The organism is Burkholderia territorii (assembly GCF_902833055.1).
Classification (GTDB): Bacteria; Pseudomonadota; Gammaproteobacteria; order Burkholderiales; family Burkholderiaceae; genus Burkholderia; species Burkholderia territorii.
In genome coordinates this window covers 191,934-216,756 of the sequence record NZ_CADFEJ010000003.1, presented here as the reverse complement: position 1 = coordinate 216,756, position 24,823 = coordinate 191,934, and the positions used below count along the sequence as shown (strand labels likewise).

The 24,823-nt window shown below is 67.9% G+C and carries 22 protein-coding genes; 11 read left to right on the top strand and 11 right to left on the bottom strand.

Annotated features, from left to right (window positions below; all coding sequences use genetic code 11):
- Positions 1-11: 11 nt before the first annotated feature.
- The 3 genes from HW466_RS08245 to rbsK are packed head-to-tail and all read right to left on the bottom strand — an operon-like array spanning position 12 to position 3,306.
- The gene (locus HW466_RS08245) at positions 12-959 is read right to left on the bottom strand and encodes a dihydrodipicolinate synthase family protein (RefSeq protein WP_151003246.1); all 948 of its coding nucleotides are present in this window, start codon (positions 957-959) and stop codon (positions 12-14) included.
- Positions 960-1,002: 43 nt separating this feature from the next.
- Positions 1,003-2,322 (bottom strand): MFS transporter, encoded by a 1,320-nt coding sequence (locus HW466_RS08240; protein ID WP_151003248.1) that lies wholly within the window; start codon positions 2,320-2,322, stop codon positions 1,003-1,005.
- Between the two features lie 57 nt (positions 2,323-2,379).
- Positions 2,380-3,306: a ribokinase gene (gene rbsK, locus HW466_RS08235; protein ID WP_420908197.1), complete on the bottom strand. Its 927-nt coding sequence runs from the start codon at positions 3,304-3,306 to the stop codon at positions 2,380-2,382.
- A gap of 241 nt (positions 3,307-3,547) precedes the next feature.
- On the opposite strand from rbsK, the gene HW466_RS08230 reads away from it, so the two are divergent.
- A complete protein-coding gene (locus HW466_RS08230) occupies positions 3,548-4,618 on the top strand; it encodes a LacI family DNA-binding transcriptional regulator (RefSeq protein WP_059503082.1) in 1,071 nt (356 codons plus the stop codon).
- 69 nt (positions 4,619-4,687) lie between these two features.
- Here the strand turns inward: HW466_RS08230 and aroC are convergent, their stop codons facing one another.
- From aroC to HW466_RS08215, 3 genes are all read right to left on the bottom strand, one after another.
- A complete protein-coding gene (gene aroC / locus HW466_RS08225; protein ID WP_059448302.1) occupies positions 4,688-5,788 on the bottom strand; it encodes a chorismate synthase in 1,101 nt (366 codons plus the stop codon).
- Between the two features lie 266 nt (positions 5,789-6,054).
- Positions 6,055-7,989, bottom strand: coding sequence for an MFS transporter (locus HW466_RS08220; protein ID WP_059545108.1), 1,935 nt, complete (start codon positions 7,987-7,989; stop codon positions 6,055-6,057).
- A 139-nt stretch (positions 7,990-8,128) separates the two neighbouring features.
- The gene (locus HW466_RS08215; RefSeq protein ID WP_044846066.1) at positions 8,129-8,584 is read right to left on the bottom strand and encodes a CBS domain-containing protein; all 456 of its coding nucleotides are present in this window, start codon (positions 8,582-8,584) and stop codon (positions 8,129-8,131) included.
- A gap of 155 nt (positions 8,585-8,739) precedes the next feature.
- Between HW466_RS08215 and HW466_RS08210 the strand changes: the two genes are divergently transcribed.
- Positions 8,740-9,057, top strand: a complete 318-nt coding sequence (locus HW466_RS08210; protein WP_059448300.1) for an Mpo1-like protein — start codon at positions 8,740-8,742, stop codon at positions 9,055-9,057.
- Positions 9,058-9,075: 18 nt separating this feature from the next.
- On the opposite strand, the gene HW466_RS08205 is transcribed toward HW466_RS08210, so the two are convergent.
- The gene (locus HW466_RS08205; protein WP_151005411.1) at positions 9,076-10,407 is read right to left on the bottom strand and encodes a YihY family inner membrane protein; all 1,332 of its coding nucleotides are present in this window, start codon (positions 10,405-10,407) and stop codon (positions 9,076-9,078) included.
- 142 nt (positions 10,408-10,549) lie between these two features.
- Here HW466_RS08205 and wrbA point away from each other — a divergent pair, with 142 nt between their 5' ends.
- The 4 genes from wrbA to HW466_RS08185 are packed head-to-tail and all read left to right on the top strand — an operon-like array spanning position 10,550 to position 13,854.
- Complete coding sequence (gene wrbA / locus HW466_RS08200) at positions 10,550-11,170, top strand: NAD(P)H:quinone oxidoreductase (RefSeq protein WP_059448298.1); 621 nt, start codon at positions 10,550-10,552, stop codon at positions 11,168-11,170.
- Positions 11,167-11,559 carry a DUF2069 domain-containing protein gene (locus HW466_RS08195; RefSeq protein ID WP_059545112.1) on the top strand — a complete coding sequence of 131 codons (393 nt, stop codon included), beginning with the start codon at positions 11,167-11,169 and terminating at the stop codon, positions 11,557-11,559. Before wrbA ends, HW466_RS08195 begins: the two co-directional genes overlap by 4 nt.
- 20 nt (positions 11,560-11,579) lie before the next feature.
- Positions 11,580-13,001 carry an FAD-binding oxidoreductase gene (locus HW466_RS08190; RefSeq protein ID WP_059769427.1) on the top strand — a complete coding sequence of 474 codons (1,422 nt, stop codon included), beginning with the start codon at positions 11,580-11,582 and terminating at the stop codon, positions 12,999-13,001.
- A gap of 25 nt (positions 13,002-13,026) precedes the next feature.
- A complete protein-coding gene (locus HW466_RS08185) occupies positions 13,027-13,854 on the top strand; it encodes a metallophosphoesterase (RefSeq protein WP_059868394.1) in 828 nt (275 codons plus the stop codon).
- A gap of 57 nt (positions 13,855-13,911) precedes the next feature.
- On the opposite strand, the gene HW466_RS08180 is transcribed toward HW466_RS08185, so the two are convergent.
- Both HW466_RS08180 and HW466_RS08175 read right to left on the bottom strand, forming a co-directional pair.
- Positions 13,912-14,070: a hypothetical protein gene (locus HW466_RS08180; protein ID WP_167357986.1), complete on the bottom strand. Its 159-nt coding sequence runs from the start codon at positions 14,068-14,070 to the stop codon at positions 13,912-13,914.
- A 125-nt stretch (positions 14,071-14,195) separates the two neighbouring features.
- On the bottom strand, positions 14,196-15,137 hold the full coding sequence (locus HW466_RS08175; protein WP_059448294.1) for a LysR family transcriptional regulator: 942 nt from the start codon (positions 15,135-15,137) through the stop codon (positions 14,196-14,198).
- A gap of 157 nt (positions 15,138-15,294) precedes the next feature.
- Between HW466_RS08175 and HW466_RS08170 the strand changes: the two genes are divergently transcribed.
- From HW466_RS08170 to HW466_RS08155, 4 genes are read left to right on the top strand one after another with little or no spacing between them, the layout of a single operon-like run.
- A complete protein-coding gene (locus tag HW466_RS08170; protein ID WP_174905440.1) occupies positions 15,295-16,899 on the top strand; it encodes an efflux transporter outer membrane subunit in 1,605 nt (534 codons plus the stop codon).
- Between the two features lie 15 nt (positions 16,900-16,914).
- Positions 16,915-19,116, top strand: a complete 2,202-nt coding sequence (locus HW466_RS08165; protein WP_059448292.1) for an FUSC family protein — start codon at positions 16,915-16,917, stop codon at positions 19,114-19,116.
- Positions 19,113-19,316: a DUF1656 domain-containing protein gene (locus HW466_RS08160; protein ID WP_011351756.1), complete on the top strand. Its 204-nt coding sequence runs from the start codon at positions 19,113-19,115 to the stop codon at positions 19,314-19,316. Before HW466_RS08165 ends, HW466_RS08160 begins: the two co-directional genes overlap by 4 nt.
- A gap of 12 nt (positions 19,317-19,328) precedes the next feature.
- Complete coding sequence (locus HW466_RS08155) at positions 19,329-20,204, top strand: efflux RND transporter periplasmic adaptor subunit (RefSeq protein ID WP_059503067.1); 876 nt, start codon at positions 19,329-19,331, stop codon at positions 20,202-20,204.
- Positions 20,205-20,240: 36 nt separating this feature from the next.
- On the opposite strand, the gene HW466_RS08150 is transcribed toward HW466_RS08155, so the two are convergent.
- Together HW466_RS08150 and HW466_RS08145 are read right to left on the bottom strand one after the other, a co-directional pair.
- On the bottom strand, positions 20,241-21,269 hold the full coding sequence (locus HW466_RS08150; protein WP_060120439.1) for an EpsG family protein: 1,029 nt from the start codon (positions 21,267-21,269) through the stop codon (positions 20,241-20,243).
- Between the two features lie 194 nt (positions 21,270-21,463).
- Positions 21,464-23,137, bottom strand: a complete 1,674-nt coding sequence (locus HW466_RS08145) for a methyl-accepting chemotaxis protein (protein ID WP_059769415.1) — start codon at positions 23,135-23,137, stop codon at positions 21,464-21,466.
- Positions 23,138-23,544: 407 nt separating this feature from the next.
- Here HW466_RS08145 and HW466_RS08140 point away from each other — a divergent pair, with 407 nt between their 5' ends.
- A complete protein-coding gene (locus HW466_RS08140) occupies positions 23,545-24,783 on the top strand; it encodes an MFS transporter (protein ID WP_059791516.1) in 1,239 nt (412 codons plus the stop codon).
- The last annotated feature ends 40 nt before the right edge of the window (positions 24,784-24,823 follow it).

Genomic DNA, 24,823 nt, shown 5'->3' with positions numbered 1-24,823 from the left:
CCCCGGCCGCGCTACCGCGTCGCGATGCGCCGGCGGAAATGCTCGGTACCGGACACGATCTTGTCGAGCACCGCATCGAGCGCCCAGAACCGCTCCCGCACGTCGTAGTCGATCGAGCGACAGCGAATCGACGCGAACGTGCCGATCCGTTGATGATAGATCTTCGCGAGCGCCGGGTAGCCGAGCGCTTCCGACACCGCCGAAAGCACCAGGAAGGTCGACAATTCGTCGGCGAGCGCCGGATCCGAGTCGCCCCGGGTGCGCAGCCATCGATACAGGTCGGGATGGAAGTTGGTAAACACGCCGTTGAAACCGGCGGAGCCCGCCTTCATCGCATCCCATGCGATCGCGGCATTCGCATTCAGGATCTTCATCGGCGAGCCCGCGGCCAGTGCAACGCGTCGCTTCACCGTCTCCAGATCGCAGCTCACGTCCTTCAACATCACGAAGCGGCCTGTGTCGATGCAAGCACGCAGTTCGTCATCGGACAGCAAGCGCCGATATGGCGCCGGACATTCATACAAGCCGAGCGGCAGATCCGACGGCAGCCGCGCAAGCAACTTGTTCAGATGATCGACAAACGCGGCGCTGCCCTTTCGATGCGGATCGAGGCGGTTGGTCACGAGCACGACGCCTTGCGCACCCGATTCCGCCGCGGCACACAGCTCCGCGACCTGCGCGTCCAGATCTTCGCTGACGTGGCCGGACGCCACGACAGGCACACGCCCGGCCACCCGCTCGACCACGAAGCGCGCGAGTTCGGCACGTTCGGCAAGACTCAGGAACTGCATCTCGCTCGATTGCGCGACCGCGAACAGCGCATCCGAGCCATGCGCCAGATACCATTCGATAAGTCGCTCGAGGCCCGCATAGTCGATCGCGCCGGCATCGTCGAACGGCGTCAGCATCACCGGCACGATCCCTTCGATGGTCGTGCTCGCCTGCTGATATGGTTGCATCTGTTTCTCCTTCCTTCAGTGAATACGGGGATCGGCTGGCGCCTCAGGCCGGTAGCGGTCCGGGCGCCGCACTCGCGGATTGCTCGGGAATCGGCTTGCGCACCAGCAGCAGGTAAGCCATCGCACCCGCGAACGCGATTGCCGCCGCCGTCAGCAGCGCCGGCACGAACGACCACGTCTGCGCGATGACGCCGGTCAGGATCGGCGCGAGCGCACCGCCGATGAAACCGCCGAAATTCTGGATCGCACCGAGCGATGCGACACGGCTCGGCGGTGCGGCCGCCGTCGCGAGCGCCCAAGAACACGCCGAAGCCGCATTGGCGAGAAAGATCACGACCGAAATGCATGCGAGCGCGACCGTGTTGCTCTGCACGAGTGCGGCCGGAATCGTGAACGCGACCATCCCGAGCATCGCGACGACCACCGCATTGCGCCGGCTCACCACCGGCGAGCGGCTGCGGCGCGTCACCAGATCCGACAGCCAGCCGGCCACGAGCGAACCGACGAATCCGCACAGGAACGGCACGGATGCCGCAAACCCGGTGCGCACGAGGCTCATGTGACGCTCCATCGTCAGGTACCCCGGCAGCCAGGTCAGGTAGACCCAGTTCAGATACACCGAACCGAAGAATCCGATCAGCATGCCCCAGGTGGTGCCGTGCGAAAAAAGGCTGCGCCACTCGGCGAAGGTCAGCTTGGGGGCGCCGACGGCCGTCTGCGCATCGGCATCGAGATACCCTCGTTCCGCGGCGGTCAGTTGCGCGCGCGCCGGATCGCGATACGACGCAAACCAGACGACGGCGACGACGAGACCGGCTGCCCCCGTCACGAAGAACGCCCAGCGCCAGTTGAACGAGGCGACGAGCACCGACAGCAGCAACGGCGCGAGCGCGGTACCGAGCGGCGACGCCGCGTTGAAGATGCCGGTCGGCGTACCGCGCGCGCGTAACGGAAACCAGTTGCTCACCACCCGCGCCGCCGACGGAAACTGCGGCGCCTCGCCGATGCCGAGCACGATCCGCGCGACGATGAACCAGCCGAAGGTGGACACGAGGCCGCCCGCCATCTGCGCGAACGACCAGACGATCAGGCCGATGCCGAGCAGCCGGCGCGGCCCGATGCGATCGACGAGCCCGCCGACCGGAAACTGGCACAGCGCATAGCTCCACGAGAATGCCGACAGCAGCAATCCCATCTGCGACAGCGACAGCCCGAGATCGCTGCGGATGGACGAACTCGCGACGGCCAGCGTGCCGCGATCGAGATAGTTGACGATCCCGCTCGCGAGCAGCAGCGCGAGCGCGATACGTTGTCCGCGCCGGATACGTGGCGGCGCAGTCGGAACAGCCGGGTCTTCGTTCATTTCGATCGTCTCCATGTCATGGGCCGGTGCTTGCCGGCGCTTTCCGTCTCGCGGAATCTATACGGTTATGCTTTCCACTTCTGCGCGCGTCGGAATCGACGTCTGTGCGCCGTGACGCGTGACGCTGATCGCGGCGGCACGCTGGCCGAACGCGATCGCGTCGTCCATCGATGCGCCGCTCGCCCGGGCCGCCGCGAAGCCGCCGACGAAGGTGTCGCCGGCCGCTGTCGTGTCGACGGCGACCACCGCCATTGCCCGATGGCGGCCGTTGCCTGCGCTGCCGCGCCAGCAGACGCCGCGCGCGCCCAGCGTGACCAGCACGTTGCCGACGCCCTTCGCGCGCAACGCCTCGGCGGCGCGAACCGCGGAGGCATCGTCGCCGACGGCAATGCCGGTCAGCGACTCCGCTTCCGTTTCGTTGACGACGAGGTAGTCGATCCGGGCCAGCAAGGCGTCGAACAGCGGCCGTGCAGGCGCCGGATTGAGCAGCACCGGCGTGCGATGCGCGAGCGCACTGCCGATCGCGCGCGCGACCGTCTCGATCGGCACCTCGAGCTGGCACACCAGCAGCGCCGCGCCGGCGATCGCGTCGCGCGCCCGGTCGACCAATTCGGCATCGAGACGCGCGTTGGCGCCGGGTACGACGACGATGCTGTTGGCCCCGTGCGCATCGACCGTAATCGTCGCCACGCCGGTTGCCTCACCGTCGATTCGGTGCACGTGCGTCACGTCGATGCGTTCGCCCACAAGCGCATCGTGCAGGCGCGCGCCGAACGCGTCGCCTCCGACGCAGCCGATCATCGTCACCGATGCACCGAGACGGGCCGCGGCCACGGCCTGGTTCGCGCCCTTGCCGCCGTGAACCGTCTGGAATTTCGTGCCGAGCAGCGTTTCTCCGGGCACGGGCAGCCGCGGGGCATGCGTGACGAGATCGACGTTGAGGCTGCCGACGACTGCGATCCGACGAGGGTTTGCGTGGCTCATCATTCAATGTAATCGCTTACATTTTCAACGGACAAAATAGTCGACGCGATCATCGTCGACGAAAATTTCACAATGCGGACGTAAGCTGGGTCTGACATAATGCGGAGTAGCAACAAGATAGCGCTTACATTCGCACAGGCACGATGCCCAATGCAAGCGGGACTACGGTGAATCGAGGGTAAACGATGGCGTTTTTGACCACGCGCGGCGCCTGCGGGGCAGCCGCGCCGGGGGAAGATCGATGAGCATGCCTCCACCTGGTGGCGGTACGGCGCGCGCACGCCGCGGCAGCGGCCGATCGGTGCTCGGGGATGTCGCGAAACTCGCCGGCGTGTCGACCGCGACCGTTTCGCGTGTCTACAACGATCCCGGCAAGGTCTCGGCCGACGTGCAGCAGCGCGTGCGCGACGCGGCACGCGCACTGAACTGGATTCCGAACGCGGCCGGCCGGGCACTCGCGTCCACACGCACCCACATCACGGGCGCGATCATCCCGACGCTCGACGACCAGGTGTTCGCGTCGCAAGTAGCGGGCATGCAGGCCGTCATGGCCGAGCATGGCATCACCCTGTTCCTGGGTTGCTCGAATTACGACCCGGCACAGGCGCTCGCGCAGGTGCGCGCGATGCTGTCGCGCGGCGTCGAAGCCGTGTCGCTGGTCGGCGAGGCTCATCCGCCGGAAGTCTTCGAACTGCTCGACCTGCATCGGGTGCCGTACGTCGTCACGTACGCCTACCGCGACGACAGCCCGCATTGCTGCATCGGCTTCGACAACCGCGCGGCATTCGCGCGACTGACCACGCACCTGCTCGAGCTCGGCCATCGCGATTTCGCGATCATCATGCAGCCTTCCGCAGACAACGACCGTGTGCAGGCCCGCCTGCGCGGCATCCACGACACGCTCGCCGCGCGCGGGCTCGCGGTCCGGCCGATCCACCAGCATGAGGGCCCGGCCACGATTGCGTTCGGGCGAGCGAGCCTGCGTGCGATCGCCGACAGCGGCGCGACGCGCCCGACCGCCGTGATCTGCGGCAACGACGCACTCGCGCTCGGCGCGCTGCTCGAAGCGCAGGCAATCGGCCTCGAGGTACCGTCGGACTTGTCGATCACCGGCTTCGACGATATCGCGCTGGCTCGCGAAATCCGTCCCGCACTCACAACGATGTGGGTCGACACCGATGCGATAGGCCGCAAGGCGGCCCGCGCATTGCTCGACGCCCTCGAGCACGGAGCACGCGGGCCCGGTTGCGCGATCCTGCCGGAGTTGCGGGTGCGCGAATCGGCCGCGCCGCCGAATTCGGCAGCCCAATGAAAACGGGGCGCACCAGGCGCCCCGCTTCGTGTCGAATCGGTCGAGCCGGCGCGTGCCGGCCCGCTCGCATCAAGTCGCGCTACCCGCGATCTTCGGCGTCGGCGTCTCGACGTCGCCGCACTGCGCGCGATGGCGCAGCGCATGGTCGATCAGCACCAGCGCGAGCATCGACTCGGCGATCGGCGTCGCGCGAATGCCGACGCACGGGTCGTGGCGCCCGAAGGTTTCGACCGTCGCCTCTTCGCCGGACTTCGTGATCGAACGCCGTGGCGTGCGAATGCTCGACGTCGGCTTGATCGCGATCGACACGGTAATGTCCTGCCCCGTCGAGATGCCGCCGAGCACGCCGCCCGCGTGGTTGCCGACGAAGCCGGCCGGCGTCAGTTCGTCGCCGTGCACCGAGCCCCGCTGCGCGACGCTGTCGAAGCCCGCGCCGATCTCGACGCCCTTCACCGCATTGATGCTCATCATCGCCTTCGCGATGTCCGCGTCGAGCCGGTCGAACACCGGCTCGCCCCAGCCGACCGGCACGCCCGACGCAACGACGTCGATGCGCGCGCCGATCGAATCGCCGTCCTTGCGCAGCGCGTCCATGTAGGCTTCCAGTTCCGGAACGATCGCCGCGTTCGGCGAGAAGAACGGGTTCTCGCGAACGTGCGACCAGTCGACGAACGGCACGTCGATCTCGCCGAGGCCGCTCATGTAGCCGCGCACCTCGACGCCGAAGCGCTCGCGCAGCCACTTCTTCGCAACCGCGCCCGCGCCGACGATCGGCGCGGTCAGGCGCGCGGACGAGCGGCCGCCGCCGCGGTAGTCGCGGATGCCGTATTTCTGCCAGTACGTGTAGTCGGCATGGCCGGGGCGGAACGTCTCGACGATGTTGCCGTAGTCCTTGCTGCGCTGGTCGGTGTTGCGGATCAGCAGCGCGATCGGCGTACCGGTCGTCACGCCTTCGAACACGCCGGACAGGATCTCGACCTCGTCGGCTTCCTGGCGCTGCGTCACGTGCCGCGACGTGCCCGGCTTGCGGCGGTCGAGTTCGACCTGGATGTCGGCTTCGGTCAGCGTCATTCCCGGCGGGCAGCCGTCGATCACGCAGCCGATCGCGGGACCGTGCGATTCGCCGAAGGTCGTGACAGTGAAAAGCGTGCCGAGGGTATTGCCGGACATGATGGAACCGCCCAAAGAGAATTGAACAAACCGATGCGCTGCCGGGACCGCTGGCAGGCCGATCGTTTGCCGGTCGAGAAAAAGAAGTAAACCGCTATTATGCCAGCCGTCCCGTGCCCGCGGGCCGTGTGAACCGTTCAGACCACACGGGCCCGCCACGCGGACGGCCCGGCGCAACGATCGTCGGCCCGCGCCGTGGCGGCCGAACAGGCCGGTTCGCCGCCGTCGTCACGGCCCGGCGCGATGGTGCCGGGGCCCGCTCCTGCTCACTTTCGCGCGCCGCGCAGCTCGGTCACCGCGGCTTGCAATGCTTCTGGCGTCGCGACCGACGCCGGGATCGGCTCCCCGACCGCGAGCGTCAGCCGGCTCATCACGCCGCGCTTGATCGGTCGCGGCATGCGCGCATCGGCATGGCGAGAGAAGTAGCTGCCCCACAGCCCGCGCAGCGCCATCGGAATCACGGGCGCCGGCGTACGGCCCAGGATTTCGGTGATGCCGTGGTGGAACGTGTTGATGTCACCCGTCTTGGTCAGCTTGCCTTCGGGGAAGATGCACACGAGTTCACCGTCTTTCAGCGCGGCCTCGCATGCGTCGTACGCGCGCGCGAGCATGTCGGGATCTTCGTGGCGCGGCGCGATCGGAATCGCCTTCGCATGCCGGAACACCCAGCTCGCGAAGCGCGTCTTGAAGATCCGGTGATCCATCACGAACCGGATCGGCCGCGGGCTCGCGGCCGCCAGCACCAGCGCGTCGACGTAGCTCACGTGGTTGCATACGAGCACGGCCGCGCCCTCTTCCGGGATCCGCTCCGCGTGCACGAGGCGAATCCGGTAGAACGTGTGCACCAGCACCCACGCGACGAAACGCAGCAGGAACTCCGGAACGAGCAGGTAGATGTACGTCGCGACCACGACGTTCAGCAGCGCGGTGACGAGGAACAGACCCGGGATGTCGACGCCGGCCTTGGTCAGCGCCATCGCCATCAGGGCCGACAGGATCATGAACAGCGCGTTCAGGATGTTGTTCGCGGCGATGATCCGCGCGCGATGGGTCGGCGCGCTGCGGCTCTGGATCAGCGCATACAGCGGCACGCTGTAGAAACCGCCGAACATCGCGAGCAGGAACAGGTCGGCCAGGATGCGCCAGTGGCGCGCGCCGGCCAGGAACTCGCCGACCGACAGCAGATGCCCGGGCGACGGCAGCGCGCGGCTCGCGAAATACAGTTCGATCGCGAACACGCTGATGCCGATCGAGCCCAGCGGCACGAGGCCGATCTCGACACGCCGCTGCGACAGCCGCTCGCACAACAGCGAGCCGAGGCCGATCCCGACCGAGAACGTCGCGAGCAGGACCGTGACGACGTCGGGGCTTGCGGACAGCACGTCCTTCGCGAAATTGAAGAACGACGTGAGGAACGTCGCACCGACGAACCACAGCCACGAGATGCCGAGCAGGCTCAGGAACACGGTGCGATTCTGTCGCGCGAGCCCGAGGTTGCGCCAGGTCTCGCTGAACGGGTTCCAGTTGATCACGAGATCGGGCTGCGGCGCCGGCGTCGGCGGCACGCGCTGCGCGACGAGCCGCCCGGCGAGCGCAATGACGACGACGCTGACGGCGAGCACGCGCTCACCGCTGCCTTCGATGCCCGCGGCCGCGCCGCCGATGATCGTCCCGATCAGGATCGCGATGAACGTGCCCATCTCGACGAGGCCGTTGCCGCCGACCAGTTCGTGGTCGCCGAGATGCTGCGGCAGGTACGAATACTTGACGGGGCCGAACAGCGTCGAGTGCATTCCCATCATGAACGTGCACAGATACAGCAGCGTCGCGCTGTGCGTGACGAAACCGGCCGCGCCGACCAGCATCAGCACGATCTCGAAGGTCTTCACGAAGCGCGTGAGCGTCGCCTTGTCGTATTTGTCTGCGATCTGGCCGGAGGTGGCCGAGAACAGCACGAACGGCAGGATGAAGATCGCGGAAATCAGGAACGCGGCCGTCTTCGCGTCGACGCCGGAGAAACGCGCGGTGTGATACGTGACGAGCGACGTGAACCCGATCTTGAACACGTTGTCGTTCAACGCCCCGAGGAACTGGGTCGTGAAGAACGGCGCGAAACGGCGCTGGCGCAACAGGTCGAACTGCGACGCGTGGGCGCGCCGTTCGCCACGCGATGCGGAAGAGACTTGCGTGTGATCGCTCATGCGGAATACGCGCGCGTCGTCTGGGCGAAGCTGCGCGGGCCTTGTGTTGTTGTCGAAAAAACGGCGACGCAGGCTGAACCTGCGCCGCCGTGCGCCGAGTGGCAGCGCCCGCGCGTCATGGCACCGGGCGCGACCGGATTCACGGCTTCTGCGCTTCGGCTTCCGATTCCGGCCAGTCGCGGATGTACGCTTTCAGCATCCGGTTCTCGAAGCTTTGCGCCTCGACGACCGTCTTCGCGACGTCGTAGAACGAGATCACGCCCATCAGCACCTTCTTGTCGAGCACCGGCATGTAGCGCGCGTGGCGCTCGAGCATCATCCGGCGCACTTCGTTGACATCCGTTTCCGGCGTGCACGTGAGCGGCTCGTCCATCACCTTGCGCACCTGCACGTCGCCGATTGCGCCGCCGTTTACGTGCAGGCGCAGGATAATCTCGCGGAACGTCAACATCCCGACGAGATCGCCGTACTCCATCACGACGAGCGAACCGATATCGTGTTCGGCCATCGTATCGACCGCTTCGCGCAGCGGCTTATCGGGCGTCACCGTAAACAGCGTGTTGCCCTTCACTTTCAGAATATCGCTGACGCGCATCGTAGTCCCCTCATGCTTGAATGCAAATCCGCTTTCGATCCTATCGGAAAGCCTGTCAAAAGGAAAGCGCGCCCCCGGCGCGGGCGCGTGCCGCTTGCGGACGCCGCCCGCCCGCCGCACAATGATTCCATCGACAGCGGCCCGAGGAGACGGCCATGGCGCACACGCATACGGAGCAATTCGCGAGCTTCGCCGATTTCTACCCGTACTACCTGAACGAACACCAGAACCTCACGTCGCGGCGGCTGCACTTCATCGGCTCGCTCGGCGTGATCGGCTGCGTCGCGATGGCGATCGCGACGGGCCACTGGGCGTGGCTGCCGGCGGCGCTCGTCTGCGGCTACGGATTCGCGTGGGTCGGACACTTCTTCTTCGAGAAGAACCGCCCCGCCACGTTCCGGCACCCGATCTACAGCCTGATGGGCGACTGGGTGATGTTCAAGGACATCTGCACCGGGAAGATCCCGTTGTAACGCCCGCCCGGCAGCGCGTCACGCCGTTTTCGGCGGCCGCGCGTGCGGGTCGCGCGCGCCGCCCGGCACGGGCCCCGGCACGGTCTCTTCAGGCTGCTCACCGGCGAGCCGGTTCGCGGCGATCAGCGACGCAAGCGATACGTCGAACCGGTCGTTCGACAGCACCTCGAGCAACGCCGCGCCTTCGACGTGGCTGCGGCGTCGCTGCAGCTGGTAGGTCAGCTCGGTGCGGTCGATCACCAGCACGTCGAACAGCTGCGCCAGCGTCAGTTGCTCAGGATTCGCCAGCAGAATGTAGCGCGGCGCGGGTTCGCCGCTTTCCAGCCGCGCGATCCATTCGCGCTCCTCCATCGTCAGCAGCAGCCGCTGCGCGGTTTCCATGTCGCAGCGCAACATGGTCGCGAGCCGCATCGCCGTGTAGCCTGCCTTGCCGGCCGCGCGCGCCTCGGCCAGCCGCGCGAGCAATTCGAGCGCGTCGAGCAGGTCGCTGCCCGGATAATGGATGCGGTGGAACTGGCCGACACGGATCGCCGGCAGCGCGGACGCCACCATCGCGCCGAGCAGCGCGATGAACCAGCTCAGGTACACCCACAACAGGAACACCGGCAGCGCCGCGAACGCGCCATAGACGGCCGTATAAGTCGGAATGCGCCGCACGTAATAGCCGAAGCCCCGCTTCGCGAGCTCGAACGCGATGGCCGCGAACAGCCCGCCGATCACCGCGTCGCGCCATGCGACCGTGCAGTTCGGCAGGTACACGTACAGCAGCGTGAAGGCGAGCACCGTCAGCGGCAGCGACGCGAACGCGAGCAGCCATTCGACGATCGACGTCGACGGTGCGGCGCCGGTGAACGCCAGCGACTGCGTAAACAGATACGACGAGATCGACAGGCTCACGCCGAACAGCAACGGGCCGAGCGTAATCAGCGCCCAGTACGCGAGCACGCGCTGCGCGAACGGCCGCGGCTTTCGCACCCGCCAGATCAGGTTGAATGCGGATTCGATCGTCATCATCGTCATCACCGACGTGACGACGAGCACGATCAGGCCGGCCGTCGTCAGCCCCTTGGCCTTCGACGCGAACTGGTTCAGGTACTTGAAGATCTGGACGTTGAACTGGGCGGGCATCAGGTGATCCGCGAGGAACCCCTGCAGCGAGATCTGGAACGACGCGAACATCGGGAACGCGGTGAACAGCGCGAACGCGACCGTCACGAGCGGCACGAGTGCCAGCATCGTCGTGAACGTGAGGCTGCCCGCCACTTGCGGGATGCGATCCTCGGCGCTGCGCCGGGCCGCGAACTGCGCGAGGCGCTTGAGGGTGTCGAGATCGACGCTCAACTTCGGCAAACGGCTTCTCCTTCTCGATCGCGCGCGCGACGGCGCGCCGCCGCCGCGCTGCGCGACGACTTCAGCCCCTATAATAGCCGCTCGATCCAGCAGGGGCCGACTGCACCGGGCATGCGCGCGGCCGCACGCGGCTCCGTCGCCCATGAAAGACATTCTCGTCCTCTATTACAGCCGTCACGGCGCCACGCGCGATCTCGCGCTCGCGATCGCGAACGGCATCGACAGCGTGCCCGGCATGCAGGCCCGCATCCGCACCGTGCCGCCCGTCTCGACGGTCTGCGAAGCCACCGCGCCCGAGATCCCCGACGACGGGCCGCCGTACGCGGAGCTGCGCGATCTCGAGGAGTGCGCGGGCCTCGCGCTCGGCTCGCCGACCCGCTTCGGCAACATGGCCGCCTCGCTCAAGTATTTCCTCGACGGCACGACCCCGCAATGGCTGTCGGGCGCGCTGACCGGCAAGCCGGCCTGCGTGTTCACGTCGACCGGCAGCCTGCACGGCGGCCAGGAATCGACGCTGCTGTCGATGATGCTGCCGCTGCTGCATCACGGGATGATGATCGTCGGGATCCCGTACACGGAATCCGCGCTCAGCACGACGCGCACCGGCGGTACGCCGTACGGCGCATCGCACGTGTCGCAACACGATCGCAGCGCGCCCGAAGGGCTGTCGGCCGACGAAAAGGTGCTCGCGGCCGCGCTCGGCGTGCGACTCGCCCGCGCGGCAGCGGCGCTGTCAGCCGCCCAGGCTGCCGAAGCCGCATGAACGCGCCCGCCCGCCCCGCCGTCGCTGCCCGGCCGCGCTACGCGCTCGCCGCGGCCGCGTGCCTCGTCGCGCTGATCGCGCTGTCGCTCGCGTGGGAGCTGTGGCTCGCGCCGCTGCGCCCGGGCGGCTCGGCGCTGATGCTCAAGGCCGTGCCGCTCGCGCTCGCGCTGCCCGGCGTCTGGCGGCGTAACATCTATACGATGCAGTGGGCGAGCATGCTGATCCTCGTCTATTTCGCCGAAGGCATCGTGCGCGGCATGTCCGACCGCGGGCTGTCCGCGACGCTCGGCTGGTGCGAGACCGCGCTCGCCGTCGGCTTCTTCGTGGCGGCGCTTGCGTACGTCGCGCCGTTCAAGCGCGCGGCGAAGCGGCAGCGCGCCGCGTCCTGACCCTTACGCGACCGAACGTGATGAATTCTTCCGAAGCCTTCGTATCCGCCTGCCGCGACGCGATCGGCAGCGCCTACGTGCTGACCGATCCGCATGACACCGAGCCGTTCCTGACCGATTGGCGCCGCCGCTACACGGGTAGCGCGTGCGCGGTGCTGAAACCGGCCGATACCGCCGAAGTCGCCGCGCTCGTCCGGCTCGCGAACACGCATGGCGTCGCGCTCGTCCCGCAGGGCGGCAACACCGGCCTCGCCGGTGGTGCAACGCCGGACGCGAGCGGCGGCCAGGCCGTGCTGAGCCTCGCGCGCCTGAACCGCGTGCGCGCGCTCGATCCGCACAACAACACGATCACCGTCGAAGCCGGCGTGATCCTCGCCGACGTGCAGGCGCGCGCCCGCGAAGGCGGCCGGCTGTTCGCGCTGAGCCTCGCCGCCGAAGGCAGCTGCACGATCGGCGGCAACCTGTCGACCAACGCGGGCGGCACCGCGGTGCTGCGCTACGGCAACGCGCGCGAGCTGTGCCTCGGGCTCGAGGTCGTGACGCCGCAGGGCGAGATCTGGGACGGCCTGCGCGGCCTGCGCAAGGACAACACGGGCTACGATCTTCGCGACCTGTTCATCGGCGCGGAGGGCACGCTCGGGATCATCACGGCCGCCGTGATGAAGCTGCACCCGCTGCCGGCCGCGCAGGTCACCGCGCTGGCCGCGCTCGAGTCGCCGCACGCGGCGCTCGACTTCCTCGCGCTCGCGCAACGCGCGGCCGGCCCGCTGCTGACCGGCTTCGAGCTGATGTCCGACTTCTGCATGCAGCTCGTCGGCAAGCACTATCCGCAACTGCGCTATCCGTTCGAGCGCACGCATGCACAGACGGTGCTGCTCGAACTGTCGGACAACGAGAGCGAAACGCATGCGCGCGCGCTGTTCGAGAAATTGATGGAGGAAGCGTTCGACGCCGGGCTCGTGGTCGACGCGGTGGTTGCGGAGAATCTCGCGCAGTCGCGCGCATTCTGGGACCTGCGCGAACACATCCCGCTCGCGCAGGCCGACGAAGGGCTCAACATCAAGCACGACATCGCGGTGCCGATTTCGTCGATCGCGCGCTTCATCGACGAAACCGATGCGGCCATCCAGCAGGCGGCGCCCGGCGCGCGGATGGTCACCTTCGGCCATCTCGGCGACGGCAACCTGCACTACAACGTGCAGACGCCCGAAGGCGGCGACCCGAAGGCGTTCCTTGCGGCGTTCCAGAAGCCGATCAACCGCATCGTCTACGACAACGTGCATCGTCACCACGGCACGATCAGCGCGGAACACGGGATCGGCCAGTTGAAGATCGACGACGCGCAGCGCTACAAGTCGCCGGTCGAAACGGCGCTCATGCGCACGCTGAAGACCGCGCTCGATCCGCGCGGGCTGATGAATCCCGGCAAGGTCCTGCGCTGAAGCCACGCACCCCGGAGCGATGTCCATGAGAGTACGCGTCCTGTCCGACCTGCATCTCGAAAGCAACCAGCCCGACACGATCCCGCATGCCGACGCGGACCTGGTCGTGCTGGCCGGTGACATCCACAATCACGCGGAAGGCCTGCGCTGGGCCGCCGAAACGTTCGCCGCCGATGTGCCGGTGGTCTACGTGCCGGGTAACCACGAGTACTACGACGGGGAATTCGGCGCGCTCGAGACCGCGATGCGTGACGCCGCGCAGGCGATCGACCACGTGCATTACCTGAACAACGGCGTGTACGTCGATCCGGCGCGGCGCTTTCGCGTGCTGGGTACGACGCTGTGGTCGGACTTCTCGCTGTTCGGCGCCGACGATGCGAGCGTCGCACGCGCGATCGACGCTGGCCTGCGCGTGATGCTCGACTTCAAGGGCTTGATTCAGGTGACGTGGCCGCACGACGCGGCACTGCATGGGACGGAGGCGGCGGAGCGGGATTTCACGCCGGCCGACGCGATCGCGCTGCACCGGCAAGGCCGCGCGTGGCTCGAGGCACGGCTCGCGACGCCGTTCGACGGCTGCACGATCGTCGTCACCCATCATGCCCCGCACCTGCGCTCGCTGGCCGAGCGTTACGCGGAAGACCTGGCATCGGCCGGGTTCGTCACGGACATGGCCGAACTCGTGCGGCCGCCCGTGGACCTGTGGATCCACGGCCATACGCACACTTCATTCGATTACGTGACCGACAGCGGTACGCGCGTGGTGTGCAACCCGCGCGGCTATATCCACCGGCGCACCGGCGAACTGGAAAATCCCGCGTTTGCGTGGGACAGAGTGGTCGAACTCGGCTGATTGCCGGCCCGCCGGGCCGCATGATGCGGCCCTGCCCGATCCGGAAAAGCCGCCCGATCAGCGATCGGCGCGGCGCGATCCGTTCGATGACGGGCGCACCCGCACCGGTACCGGCTTCATCCGTGCCTTCATCGCGCGCAGCAGATCGCGCGTCGCCGCGGCGGCAGCAGCCGCACCAAGAAGAATTCCAAGGCCGATCATCAGTTGCGTATCCATTGCGACTCCGGGTATGGGCAGATCCAAATCTCTATGATTTGAACAGTATCAAACTGTCCGCCGTCCGAGGGTAAAAAAATGTTGCGCGAAGGACAAATCTCGTCAGATCGGCCTCGACTGCGCGGTCATGTCGCAGCCGTGAACTGCGCGAGCGCGGCTTCGTCCGCTTCGAGGGTGGCCGGCAACTCGTCGCGCAAAAAATCGACCCAGGTGCGAATTTTCGCGTCGAGGTACTGCCGCGACGGATACAGCGCGTAGATGTTCATCACGTGCGACCGGTATTCGGGCATCACGCGCACGATGTGTCCGCTGCGCAGCCCGCCGATCGCCGAATAGAGCGGCAACCCGCCGATCCCCATTCCTTCCCGCACCGCGACCGCGAGCGCCTCGGCGACATTCACGCGGAACGGCGGCGCCGTGATCGGAATCACCTCGTCGCCGTGCGGGCCCGACAGCGACCACTCGTCGAAGTGAAAGCCCGGCGCGACCATCCCGAGACAGACGTGCTGCTCGAGATCCGCGGGCGTGCGTGGCACGCCGTGCGCGTCGACATAGCCGGGCGACGCGCACACGACGCTGTAGCTCTCGCCGAGCCGCTGCGACACGAGCCCCGAATCGGGCAAGTCGCGGCCGACGACGATCGCGACGTCGTATCCCTCGTCGAGCAGGTCGGGCATCCGCTGCGCGAGCGTCAATTCGACGTGCACGTCCGGATAGCGCTGCCGATAGCGCGCAATGGCCGGCACCAGGTAATGCTGGCCGAGGCTCGTGAAGCAATGGACCTTCAGCTTGCCCGACGGGCGCGCGTGCGCGTCGCCCGCTTCGGCTTCGGCCTGGTCGACGTACGCGAGGATCTGCTCGCAGCGCTGCAGGTAGCGCTCGCCTGCTTCGGTCAGCGCGATCCGGCGTGTCGTCCGGTTCAGGAGGCGCGTGCGCAGGTGTGCCTCGAGATCCGAGACGGCGCGCGACGCATAGGCGGTCGTCGAATTCATCTGCTGGGCCGCCGCGGTGAAGCTCCCCGCGTCGACCACGCGGACGAATACCCGCATGTTTTGTAACGTATCCATCGCATTACCCGTTTGAATCCGGACGGATTGTTGCACAGGGTCGAACAAATATTGTCTCAGGATTCGTAAAAATGACTTGCATCCTTGTCCATTTATTCAGGAATCACTGAAAAATATAATCGCATCCGACTCATCTATATCCGAAAGGGAGAAAATCGTGCGGTCTCCGGCAACAAAAGGGACGCTGGCACTGGCGGTTCTTGCAGTCTCATTAATAATGGCCGGGTGCGCGAGCATGGGCGACAACAAGCCGCAGTCCGCCCGCATCGACGCGAACGCGCTCGATGCCGGTGCTGCCATCCGCGCGGCGAACCGCGACGCGGGCTGGCCCGCGTCCGACTGGTGGCGCGCCTATCGAGACCCGCAGCTCGACGCATGGGTCGCCGCCGCGCAGGCCGGCAACCCGACCCTCGCGGCCGCCGCGGCCCGCGTGCGCGAAGCGCAGGCGATGGCGCGCGTGGCCCGTTCGGCGGAGCTGCCGCAGATCAACGGCAATCTGTCGCTGATGCGCCAGCACTGGCCCGACAACGTGTATTACGGCCCGGGGCCGCTCGCCGATACCGATACGTGGAACAACACGGGCACGCTGGGCCTGTCGTACCACCTCGATCTGTGGGGCAAGGACAAGAACGCGACCGAGCGCGCGCTCGACACCGCGCACGCGACCGCCGCGGACGCGCGGGCGGCGAAGCTCGAGCTCGAGGTCAATGTCGTACGCGCGTATGTCGGCATGTCGATGAACTACGCGCTGCTCGACCTCGCGCACGAAACGCTTGAACGCCAGAAAGCGCTGGCCGATCTCGCGCGCAAGCGCCTGCAGGCCGGGCTCGGCACGCAGCTCGAAGTCAGCCAGGCCGAATCGACGCTGCCCGACTACGAGCGCCAGATCGACACCTATGAAGAAGCGATCCAGCTCGCGCGCCACCAGCTCGCCGCGCTCGCGGGCAAAGGCCCGGGCGCCGGCGACGCGATCAAGCGGCCGAGCCTGTCGCTCGACGCACCGGCCGGCTTGCCGTCAGCGATGCCGGCCGACCTGCTCGGCCGCCGGCCGGACGTCGTCGCGGCCCGCTGGGCGGTCGACGCGCAGGCGCGCGGCATCGACGTCGCGAAGGCCGCGTTCTACCCGAACATCGATCTGCTCGCGACGGTCGGCGGCTTCGGCGTGACCGCGCCTTTCACCGATTTCCTGCGCGCGATGAACGGCGGCTGGATGGCCGGCCCCGCGCTGTCGCTGCCGATCTTCGAAGGCGGCCGCCTGCGCGCGCAACTCGGGGCGGCCGACGCCGGCTACGACCAGGCGGTCGAGCGCTACAACCAGACGGTCGTCGGCGCGCTCAAGGACATCGCCGACCAGGTCGTGCGGATCCGTTCGCTCGATACGCAGAAGAAGGACGCCGCGCGCTCGGTGGCCGCCAACGACCGCAGCTACCGGTTGTCGCGCGAAGGCTTCCGCCGCGGGCTGACCGATTACGTGAACGTGCTGGTCGCGCAACAGCAGCTGCTGCGCGCGCAGGAGACGGCGGCCCGCATCGACGCGGAACGCCTCGCCGCGCACGCGCAGCTGATGGCCGCGCTCGGCGGCGGCGTCGAGACGGAAGCGGACGTTCAGGGCAACCATCCGCAGAACGACGAGTCCGGCGCACACGCTGCCGCGGGCACTGCCGCGCCGGCCGCCGCATCGGGCGCGAAGCCCGTCGCGGCCGTCGCCCGTCCCGCGCAGGTCGCAACCGCCGGCACGGCCGCCGCGCCGGCCGCACGGTAAAGCGGAGCGAACGCCATGTCCGCCTCCTCCCCCGCTTCCACGCACGCCGCCGGTCCGCTCGCGGCCTGGTCCGCCGCGTTCGGCGACTGGGCTCGCAGCGACGGCGCCGCGTGGCTCTATCTGTTCAAGGCGCTGCTCGCCGCTTTCATCGCGACCGGCGTGTCGATGCGGCTCGACCTGCCGGCACCGAAAACGGCCATGACCACGGTGTTCATCGTGATGCAGCCGCAAAGCGGCGCGGTGCTCGCGAAGAGCTTCTACCGGGTCGCCGGCACGATCTTCGGGCTGATCGCGACGCTCACGTTCGTCGGGCTGTTCCCGCAGCAGCCGCAGCTGTTCCTGCTGGCCGTCGCGCTGTGGGTCGCGCTGTGCACGGCCGGCGCCGCGCGCAATCGCAACTTCCGCAGCTACGGCTTCCTGCTCGCCGGTTATACGACCGCGCTGATCGGGCTGCCGGCATCGCAACACCCGGACGGCGCGTTCATGAGCGCGATGACGCGGGTCGCCGAAATCATGGTCGGGATCGTGTCGGCAGGTGTCGTCAGCGCGCTGGTGTTTCCGCAATACACCGGCGAGCAGATGCGCACGACGGTGCGCAAGCGCTTCAGCAGCTTCGTCGACTACGTCGCGGCCGCGCTGTCGGGCCAGCTCGATCGCGCGCACATCGAAACCATCCATACGCGCTTCGTCGCGGACGTGGTCGGATTCGAAGCGGCGCGCAGCATGGCCGTGTTCGAGGATCCGGACACGCGCATGCGCAGCGGCCGCCTCGCGCGGCTGAACAGCGAGTTCATGAGCGTATCGAGCCGCTTCCATGCACTGCACCAGCTGATGAACCGGCTGCGCGCCGCCGGCGCGCAGGCCGCGATCGATGCGATCGAGCCGTATTTCCGCGAGATAGCGCCGCTTCTGACGCGCAATGGCGAACCGGTGCGCTCGTCGGCCGACGCCGCGCTCGCGGCCGAACAGCTGCTCGCATGGCGCGACGCACTGCCGCGCCGCATCCGCGCGACGCGCGCCGCGCTCGAGACGCAGCCGGATTTTCCGCTGCTCGACTTCGACACGGCCACCGAGCTGCTGTATCGCTTCATCACGGACCTGCACGAATACGCGGCAACCTATGCGTCGCTGTCGACCGCGACGCACGAGCGCGAACGCTGGATCGAGCGCTACGAACCGCGCACCAACGCGACGGCGATGGTGATCGCGGCGATCCGGACCGCGACCGTGATCCTCGTGCTCGGCTGGTTCTGGATCGAGACCGCGTGGCCGAGCGGCGTGACGATGACGCTGACGGCCGCGGCCACCTGCGCGCTCGCTTCATCGACGCCGCGCCCGACCGCGATGTCCGCGCAGATGGGCATGGGTACCGCGCTGGCCGTCTGCACGGGCTTCCTGCTGACGTTCGGCATCTACCCGCACATCGACGGCTTCCCGCTGCTGTGCGCGGCGCTCGCGCCGCTGCTCGCGATCGGCATCTTCATGACGCTGAAGCCGAAACTCGCGGGCTACGGGATGGGCTACCTGATCTTCTTCAGCTTCCTCGCCGGCCCCGACAACATCACGCACTACGACCCGACGAGCTTCATGAACGACGCGCTCGCGCTGGTGCTGTCGATGCTGGTCTCCGCGATCGCGTTCGCGGTGCTGTTCCCGCCGACCGCGCCGTGGCTCAAGAAGCGGCTGTTCGCCGACCTGCGCCACCAGGTGGTCGCCGCGTGCCACGCGCGGCTGGCCGGACTGCGCACGCGCTTCGAGAGCGGCGCGCGCGACCTGATGTACCAGGCGCACACCTTGTCGGCCGACCAGCCGGACGTGCAGCGCGACGCACTGCGCTGGATGTTCGCGGTGCTGGAGACGGGCAACGCGGCGCTCGACCTGCGCACCGAACTGGCCGCGCTGCCGTCCGACCCGCGCCATGCGCCGACGACGCCGTGGCGACGCGCGATCGAAACGCTGCGCACCGCGCTGTCCGCGCTGTTCCGCCATCCGGACGCAGCGCGCTTCGACGCAACGCTTGCAGCCGTCAACGCCGCGATCGACGCGACCCGGCAGACGCTCGATGCGTTCACGCCGTCGCGCGACGAGCGCCATCGGCTGCAGCGCATCCTGAGTCATCTGCATTTCGTACGCACGGCGCTGCTCGATCCGGAATCGCCGCTCGAGCCGCTCAACCGCAATCGCCCCGTGCGTCCCCAACAAGGAGCCTCGTCATGATGCCGCGTGAAATCGCCATTCTCGATGCCTACATGCCCACGGTGGTCCTGATGTTCGTCCTGGGCGCGCTGGCGACCTGGGCCGTCGACCGCCTGCTCGCCTACACGGGCCTCTACCGTCTCGTCTGGCACCCGTCGCTGTTCCGCGCGTGCCTGCTCGTCTGCATTTGCGGCGGACTGAGTCTCGCCGTTTACCGTTGATCCCGAACCATCATGATTCTCAGAAAACTCTTCGGCTTCGTCGCGACCGCCGTCATCCTTCTCGTCGCGATCCTGATCGGGCGCTCGCTGTGGGTGCACTACATGGACGATCCGTGGACGCGCGACGGGCGCGTCCGTGCCGAGATCGTCAACGTCGCGCCGGACGTATCGGGCGCGATCGTCGAGCTGCCCGTACATGACAACCAACTCGTGAAAAAGGGCGACCTGATCATGCAGATCGACCCGTCGCACTATCAGATCGCGGTCGAACAGGCGCAGGCGGCCGTCGCCGCCCGCCGCGCGGAGCTGCAAATGCGCCGCGACGATGCGGCCCGCCGTGCCGACCTCGACGCGCTCGTCGTGTCGAAGGAAAACCGCGAGAACGCGGCGCACAGCGCATCGAGCGCCGATGCGCAGTACCAGCAGGCGCTCGCCGCGCTCGATGCCGCGAAGCTCAACCTCGAACGCACGCGCGTGGTCGCGCCGGTCGACGGCTACATCACGAACCTGCAGACGTTCAAGGGCAACTACGCGGTGGCCGGCCAGGCGAAGCTCGCGATCGTCGACAGCCATTCGTTCTGGGTCTACGGCTACTTCGAGGAAACCAAGCTGCCGCGCGTGAAGGTCGGCGCACCGGCCGAGATGCGGCTGATGAGCGGCGGCGTGATGAAGGGCCACGTCGAGAGCATCTCGCGCGGCATCTACGATCGCGACAACCCGCAAAGCCGCGACCTCGTCGCGGACGTGAATCCGACCTTCAACTGGGTGCGCCTCGCGCAACGCGTGCCGGTGCGCATCCGGATCGACGAAGTGCCGGCCGACGTGGTGCTGTCGGCGGGCACGACCTGCACGGTCATCATCGATCCGGACAAGCAGAAGAAATCGTGACGATGCGACGGCCGGGCGACGCCCCGCCCGGCCGCGTCACTCCCAGAAAAACCGGTAAGGCAGGAACGGCGACGGCCCGAGCCCGTATTCGCCGAGCATGTTGCGCAGCCGCATCGCGAAACCGATGGCGCCGATCACGACCAGCACGACGATCACGTGCCGGCGCCGGATCCCCGGCACGTGCTGCAGCGGCACGAACTGACAGCCCATCGCGAACAGCACGAGCCACTGGAAGCGCAGCCCCGCGTAGCTGACTCTGGCGAGCGCGAAGCTCGCAATCTCGCAGACGAACAGGAATACGAGCGTGCGCGGCATCCGCGCGAGCAGCATCCAGCCGGCCGCGAGCGTCAGCAGCGCAAGCGCGAGCGGTGCGCCGCCCGACATCTGCGCAGGCGGCGTGAACGCCGCATACAGGCCGACCTTCGCGAGCAGTGCATCGTGATGCATCGCGAACAGCACGCCGCCGATCGCGAGCGCCAGCCCCGCGTAGCGCAGCCGGCGCAACCGTCGGATCTGCAGCAGCACGACCAGAAGCACCGCCGACACGTGCATGCTGGTCGCCGCCGCAGCGAATGCGAACGACGCGCCGTGCCGTCTGCGCGCCCACGCGTCCGACGCGAGCTTCGCGACACAGAACGCGATGCCATAGCGCAGGCCGCTCATCGCCATGTCGTAGAAGAACAGCGGAAAGATCAGCGTGGCGAACACGCATGCGTCCTCGGCGCTGCGGCCGAACGCGGTGACGCATGCGACGACGACCAGCAGCGACAGAATCGCCATCGCGACGTACGGCTCGTGCCCGAGCCACCCGAGCGCGCGCACGAGCCAGACGAAACCCGGTTCGAGCGTGCGCGGCACAACCTTCAGATTGCCGCTCCAGATGCCGGCGATGATGTCGTGGTAGATCGCCGTGTCGGTGCCGGTCCTGCCCCGCAGCAACGCGAACGCGGCGGCCGGCGCGATGCCCGCCGCGAGCCATCGCCACGCGGCCACGCGCGTGCGCATGCCGATCGCGGCGGACGCGAGCATCCACAGGTATCCCGTCAGGTAAATCGTAATCGTCATTGTCGTGACCCGGCTGGCGTGCCGTCGCACCGAGGAGTCGGTACGGGCGCGCCGCGGGTTCTGGCCCCCAGCTATGTGGACGCGCATTGTAAGGGATTGCGCGCGGGCCGACCGCCGGGTTTGTCACGGATCGACAGCGCGCCGCCGGCCTGCGTGTCGCGGGCGGCGCGCGACGGAGCGGGACGAAACGACGCTCAGGCCGCGATGCGAAAGCGTCCGACCAGCGACTTGAGCGCCTGCGCCTGCTCGTCGAGCGCATTCGCTGCGGCGGCCGCCTGTTCGACGAGCGCCGCGTTCTGCTGCGTGCCGGCATCCATTTGCGTGACGGCGCGGCCGATTTCGTCGATCCCCGCGCTCTGCTCGTCCGATGCCGCGGAGATCTCGCCGATGATGTCGGTCACGCGCTTGACTGCCCGCACCACGTCGTCCATCGTGCGGCCCGCATCGTGTGCGAGCGCCGCGCCGTTCGCGACGCGCTCGACCGACGCGCCGATCAGCGTACGGATCTCCTTCGCCGCGGTCGCCGCGCGCTGCGCGAGCAGCCGCACCTCGCCCGCGACCACCGAGAAACCGCGCCCCTGTTCGCCGGCGCGCGCGGCCTCGACCGCGGCGTTCAACGCGAGAATGTTGGTCTGGAACGCGATCCCCTCGATCGTGCCGATGATGTCGCGAATGTTCTTCGCGCTGTCGTCGATTTCGCTCATCGTCGCGACCACGCGCCCGACGACTTCGCCGCCCGCCTCCGCGACGGCCGACGCATTGGCCGCGAGCGCGCTCGCCTGGCGCGCATTCTCGGCGTTCTGCCGCACGGTCGACGTGAGCTGCTCCATGCTGGCCGCCGTGCGTTCCAGCGCGACGGCCTGCTGCTCGGTGCGCCGCGACAGGTCCAGGTTGCCGGTCGATATCTCGCCGGACGCGGCCGCGATCGCCTCGGCGCTGACGGCGATCTCGCCGACGGTCGCCGCGAGCCCGGTCTGCATGTCGTACAGCGCACGCACCATGCTGTCACGGTCGTGCCGGGCGAGCGTTATCGGTCGCGTGAGGTCGCCGCGCGCGATGTCGGCGGCGATCGCCTTCGCGTCGGCCGGCTCGCCGCCGAGTTGCGACGCGAGGCGGCGCACGACGCCTTCGGCAATCGCGATCGCGAGCACGATCAGCGCGGCCGTCATCGCCGCGATCATCGCGAACGACGACGAGAAGATCGTTGCGGACGCATCGAGCGTCGCCTTCGACTTCGCGCCGCGCGTCTTCACGAGCATCGCGACGAGTTTCTCGAGCTTGCCGGTCTCGACCAGCAGCGACACGTCCTGCGTGCCGACCTGCCAGTTCATCTGCGACAGGTCGAGCGGCTGCGCCTGCACGAGCGCGACGAAATCGCGCAGATGGCCGCTCCACGTGCCGACCGCCATCGAGAACGCGCGCAGTCGCGCGGAATCGTCCGCATCGGCCGGATCCGCGTAACGCTGCAGCGTCGCGAGCGCCTGGCCGATCGACGCGAGCCCGGCGCCGACCTCGGCGCCCAGATCGTCGCGTTCCTTCGCGGTGGTCGCGGTCAGCAGCATCTTCTGTGCGCGGCTCGCGCGCAGCACCTCGGCGCGCACTTCCTCCGCCGCCCGGCTCGCGACGTGCCCCTGCTCGTAGACCGACGCAATCGACGCGTTCAGGCGGCTGATCTGCCACAACGAAAACACGCCGATCGCGAGCGTGCCGGCCAGCAGGATCGCGAACGCGGCGCGCAAGGTCGCCTTGACGGTCCACGGCCGGCGTTCGCGCCGCGCTGCACGCGCGCGCCGTGCGGCGGGCCTGGCGACTGCGTCGGATGCGGCGACGGCCGCATCCGGCCGCGGATGCAATGAAGCTGCTTTCATCGATATATCCCCGTATTGATCATGCCGCCGGAAAGGTCGGTTCCGGCGGCCGGCATTCCCGCGATGGCCCGCCATGCCGCGCGCACTGCGCCGGGCCGGCTCGTGGCCGTGCCGCACGCAGGCGCCCCTGTGTTGTCGTTGCGTCCTTCTACGGCCGCCCGCGGCGCGCCTTGAGTCCGGGCAAACACCGATCCGGCCGCACGCGCCGCGAATAACAGGCGCGCCGCAGCGTTATACCCGGCCAAAAAACGGCGTCATGGCCGAATCGTCACAGCAATGTCCGAATCGCGACAAAAGTTGGCCTGACATTCTCGATCCGCCACATTACACTTCTTTGACGCAACAACGATTCGAACGCGCCGATCCCCATCAGAGCGCGTCCCGTCACCTCAACTCGCTCAGCTCACATGGAAACCAGCCTCGATACGGGCGCCGGCGCAACCGCCGCAGCCCAGCCGTCTGTCCCGCCCGCTCCGCGTACCGTCTACCCCGTGCTCGGCGCGATCAGCTTCTCGCACATGCTCAACGACATGATCCAGTCGTTGATCCTCGCGATCTATCCGATGCTCAAGAGCCAGTTCGCGCTGTCGTTCGCGCAGATCGGCCTGATCACGCTGACGTACCAGATCACGGCGTCGCTGCTGCAGCCGCTCGTCGGCCTGTACACGGACAAGCGGCCGAAGCCGTATTCGCTGCCGGTCGGGATGGGCTTCACCCTTGCCGGGCTGCTGCTGATGTCGGTCGCGCAGAACTTCCCGATGCTGCTGGTGGCGGCAGCGCTGGTCGGCTGCGGCTCGTCGGTGTTCCATCCGGAATCGTCGCGCGTCGCGCGGATGGCGTCAGGCGGCCAGCACGGGCTCGCGCAGTCGCTGTTCCAGGTCGGTGGCAACGCTGGTTCGGCACTCGGGCCGCTGCTCGCCGCGCTGGTGATCATTCCGCACGGCCAGCACAGCATCGCGTGGTTCTCGGCGGCGGCGCTCGTCGCGATGGTCGTGCTCACGCAGATCGGCCACTGGTACAAGAAGCATCCGTCGATGAAGAAGAAGGCGGCGGCGGCCGGCCATCCGACGCTGTCGCAGGGCCGCGTACTCGCCGCGATCGGCGTGCTGGTGCTGCTGGTGTTCTCGAAGTATTTCTACCTCGCGAGCATCAACAGTTATTTCACGTTCTACCTGATCGACAAGTTCCACCTGTCGGTGCAGGCCGCGCAGATCCACCTGTTCGTGTTCCTCGCGGCAGTCGCGGCCGGTACGCTGATCGGCGGGCCGGTCGGCGACCGGATCGGCCGCAAGTACGTGATCTGGGTGTCGATTCTCGGCGTCGCGCCGTTCACGCTGCTGCTGCCGTACGCGAACCTGTTCTGGACGAGCGTGCTGAGCGTGATCATCGGCGTCGTGCTGGCGTCGGCATTCGCCGCGATCCTCGTCTACGCGACGGAGCTGATGCCCGGCAAGGTCGGGATGGTCGCGGGCCTGTTCTTCGGCTTCGCGTTCGGCCTGGGCGGCGTCGGTGCCGCCGTGCTCGGCCAGCTCGCCGATGCGACGAGCATCGCGTTCGTCTACAAGGTGTGCTCGTTCCTGCCGCTGATCGGCGTGCTGACGGTGTTCCTGCCGAACCTCGAAAGCAGCCGGCGCAACAAGGCGTGACGAACCGGCCGCGGCATGCGTGCCGCGGCCGGTCGGATCG